Here is a 3597-nt window from a genome sequence, read left to right on the forward strand (position 1 = left end):
GTAGAAATATTAAGCGAATCAGGTCGCCAAATCTTTTTACAAATGACAGAAAGAACGAGACTTCATATTCTCTCTGCACCAGAAGAAGCTTTTACATTACGAAAAGCAAGTGAAGACCCAGCTGAGTGGAATTACGTTTCATCCTGCTGGGAATTTGATGCTACGCCAGAACAATTTCAAGTGTGGGTGAAAAAGTTTCATGAATTAATGGCTGAATTAAACGAAATCACTAAAGGTGCAGATAAAGATCCAAATAGTAAAGCTTATTATATTTCTACTACTGCAYTWCAAATCGWYGARMGARCAATGCAGCRATTTGTWAAAAAAGAAGAAAAATCGTAATGCGATTTTTTTTACATAAACGGTCAAWTTTATTTTACCGAATAAATTTATCCCACATTAACGGGCAGTAAGACTCCCACCTCAAAATTCAGCTGGAGCACAGAAGTTAGGTGGGAGTCGGGCTGCCCATAAACGCCCGATTAGTTCAACTAATAATCAGTGGGGGGATGAAGAAAACCCCACTGATTATTAGTTGAACTTTATTATAAAGGAGTAGATAAAATGGACATATTAAAAAATCGGAATTTCCTCTTATTATTTTTAGGGAGAATTTTTACAAACATAGGAGATAGCTTGTATTATGTAGCAGCGATGTGGCTCGTATATGAGCTGAGTGGTAATCCTTTTTATTCTGGATTGGCTGGTTTCCTTACATTATTACCTTCTGCATTACAATTTCTTACYGGTCCATTCGTTGATAGATGGTCAATCAAAAACACCCTTGTCATCACACAAGTCCTGCAATGCATTCTTATATTAATYATTCCTATTACCCACTACTTCGATCTATTAACAGTTCAACTACTACTCATCATCATGCCCATCGTATCCTTTATCGAACAATTCGCCTATCCCGCACAATCGAAAGCTTTACCACTTCTACTGCATAAAACACAATTATTAAAAGGAAATTCACTCTTTTCATTTGCGTATCAAGGCATTGATTTAATTTGCACGACGCTTTCTGGCATATTAGTAGCGCTACTTGGCGCTATCACTTTGTACGTAATCGACTCTTTTACATTCGCGATTACTGCCCTTTTATTCTTTTCATTAAAAATGCCAAAGCAAGCTGACACAAACACATCACTGTCAACTAAGCAATATTTCTCTGATTTAAAAGAAGGCTTTTCCATCGTCTTTCGTTCATTAATGGGCGCCTTCTTAATCGGTTCAGTTGTCGCTAATTTTTCTATCGGTATGACGATGGCGATACTCCCTTCTTTCGCTGATTCTTTAGGAGGCGTGAAATCATATGGCTTCTTCTTAGCTGCTATATCAGCAGGTAGTCTCATCGGTGCATTATTCAGTTCATGGGTTGGCAAACGTAATGTTGGCCGTGTCTCCATTATTAGCTTTGCGGCTGGCGCTTTCTTTTGGTTCCTCTCTACGATTGTACCGTTTCAATGGCTGTCTATTTTCTTATTTGGCCTAGCTTGGATACCAATTGGTGCGACCAACATATTATTTGCGACAATTAGTCAAATTGTAATTCCAAATCAATATATTGGACGCATCAATTCAGTCATGCGAAGTATGGGCACAATTGCTATGCCGTTTGGTTCTTTAATTGGTGGATACACCGCAAATGTATTTAGTAGCCAACTCATTTTCTCGCTCGCTAGCATCGGTATTTTATTTATTTCTATAGTATGGCTACTTCATCCGAAATTACGTTCATTGCCGAAAGCTGATGAAATTACAGCGGATACTTTTGGGGTTCGGTTTAAAGTAGAGCGCGGGAAAGGTGCGGCCTTATAGCAGGAGTGGGAGTACGTGAAATTTATATCGGCGATTTTTCAAATATATCAGCGCAACTCGGATTATATCGGCGATTTTCAAAATATATCGGCGCAACTCGAATTATATCAGCGATTTTTCGATTATATCGACTTACCGACAAAAAACGACACAAAAGAAGAGGCCGTTTCCAAGCAGCCTCTTCCCTTACATCTATTTCGGAAGCTCCACCCGAACAGTGGTCCCTTCCCCTTTCGTGCTATATACCGAAACGGTTCCTTGATGCAGTTCAACAATTTTCTGTACGATAGATAATCCTAAACCACTACCTTCTACGTTTCTTGCCCTTGCCGTATCTACTTTGTAAAAACGATCAAATATACGATCCATTTCTTCTTTTCCCATGCCGATTCCGTTATCTGATATAGAAATAACAACACTAGACTCTAACTCTTCGACAAAAAACTCAATCGTCCCGCCATCATTTGAAAACTTAATACTATTCGTGAAAATGTTACTCCATACTTGATGAAGTAGGTTTTCATCACCTTTTATGGTGATATCCGGTACATCAAATTCAACAGCGACATCTTTTTCACGCCATTTCCATTCGAGCATAAAAATGACGTCTTTAATTTGCTTCTGCAGATTGAATTCTTTTATTTGCAACACTTTCTCTTCTTTATCTAATGAAGCGAGCGTTAATAACTGTTTACATAAACTAGACATTCGCTTACTTTCGCCCTCAATAATTTTCAAGTAACGTTTTCTTTCCTCTTCGCTCATATTCTCCGATTGTAATGTTTTCGAAAACCCTTGTATCGAAGAAAGTGGCGATTGAAATTCATGAGAAACGTTAGAAACGAACTCTTGTCTCATTTGGTCTAATTCTTTAATGCTCTTCGTCATCTTTTGAAAATTAGTTGCTAGCGTACCGATTTCATCTTTTCGATTTTCATCTAATTCGATATCATATTCACCACTTGCAATTTTTTGAGTCGCTTTCGTAAATGTTCGAATAGGACGAACGATATAACCTGCTGCAATCGCTATAAAAATAATACTTAATACAACGATGAAACCAAGTAACACCGCTAGAAAAATCCTCATCTCACCAAATTGTTGCTGAATGTCAGGACGAATAAATAAAGCGTATTGTGTATCACCATGTTTTAACGGGACACCTACACTATTAATTAATTCATTATCGAAAAATCCTGTAATAAACAGGCGSGTTGGATATGTGGAAACRCCATTAWACGTTTCACCTTGCAGTACTTTATGAACTGTAGCATCACTAATTGTTATCTTACGAAACGCATTCCCAATACGCTTTCCATGATTTTCGTCATCTACAATATAAATTTCATATCCTAATTTCGCAATAGACTGTAAGTATGCCTCTTTATTCTCTTCACTTTGCTTTTCATATAATGATTTTACTTCCTCAGCATACATCAAAATCTTTTCACTATTGTAYGGTTTTAACTTCACCTGGTAGTACACATTCGTTAATAAAAAACCGATAATACTACTCAGTAGCATAATACCAATCGTCATAAAAACAAATCTAGAATACAATGATTTCATCTTACTTCAACTCCAACTTATAACCGAGTCCGCGCACTGTTGTAATTTGAAAATCATCTGTTCGTTTTGAGAAACGATCTCTAAGTCGCTTTACATGAACGTCAACTGTTCGTTCATCCCCTTCAAAGTCCATTCCCCACACTAACTCAATTAATTCTTCTCTTGAAAATGTTCTTCCAGGATAACTAGCAAGTTGTGATAATA

The 3597-nt window shown here is 37.2% G+C and carries 3 protein-coding genes and 1 pseudogene; 2 read left to right on the top strand and 2 right to left on the bottom strand.

Translation table 11 applies throughout. The annotated features are described in order from the left end of the window. Positions 1 to 342, top strand: a pseudogene (locus AC1DJR_RS21875) (ArsR/SmtB family transcription factor); the annotation flags it as partial. 222 nt (positions 343 to 564) lie between these two features. Next, entirely contained in the window at positions 565 to 1824 is a 1260-nt protein-coding gene (locus tag AC1DJR_RS21880) for an MFS transporter (RefSeq protein WP_429692462.1), read from the top strand. 192 nt (positions 1825 to 2016) lie between these two features. Here the strand turns inward: AC1DJR_RS21880 and AC1DJR_RS21885 are convergent, their stop codons facing one another. Continuing rightward, entirely contained in the window at positions 2017 to 3393 is a 1377-nt protein-coding gene (locus AC1DJR_RS21885; RefSeq protein ID WP_477003488.1) for a sensor histidine kinase, read from the bottom strand. 1 nt (position 3394) lies between these two features. Beyond that, positions 3395 to 3597 (bottom strand): helix-turn-helix domain-containing protein (locus AC1DJR_RS21890; RefSeq protein ID WP_477003489.1); only part of this gene is annotated, 203 nt, incomplete at its 5' end.

The organism is Bacillus sp. 05T31 (assembly GCF_056396725.1).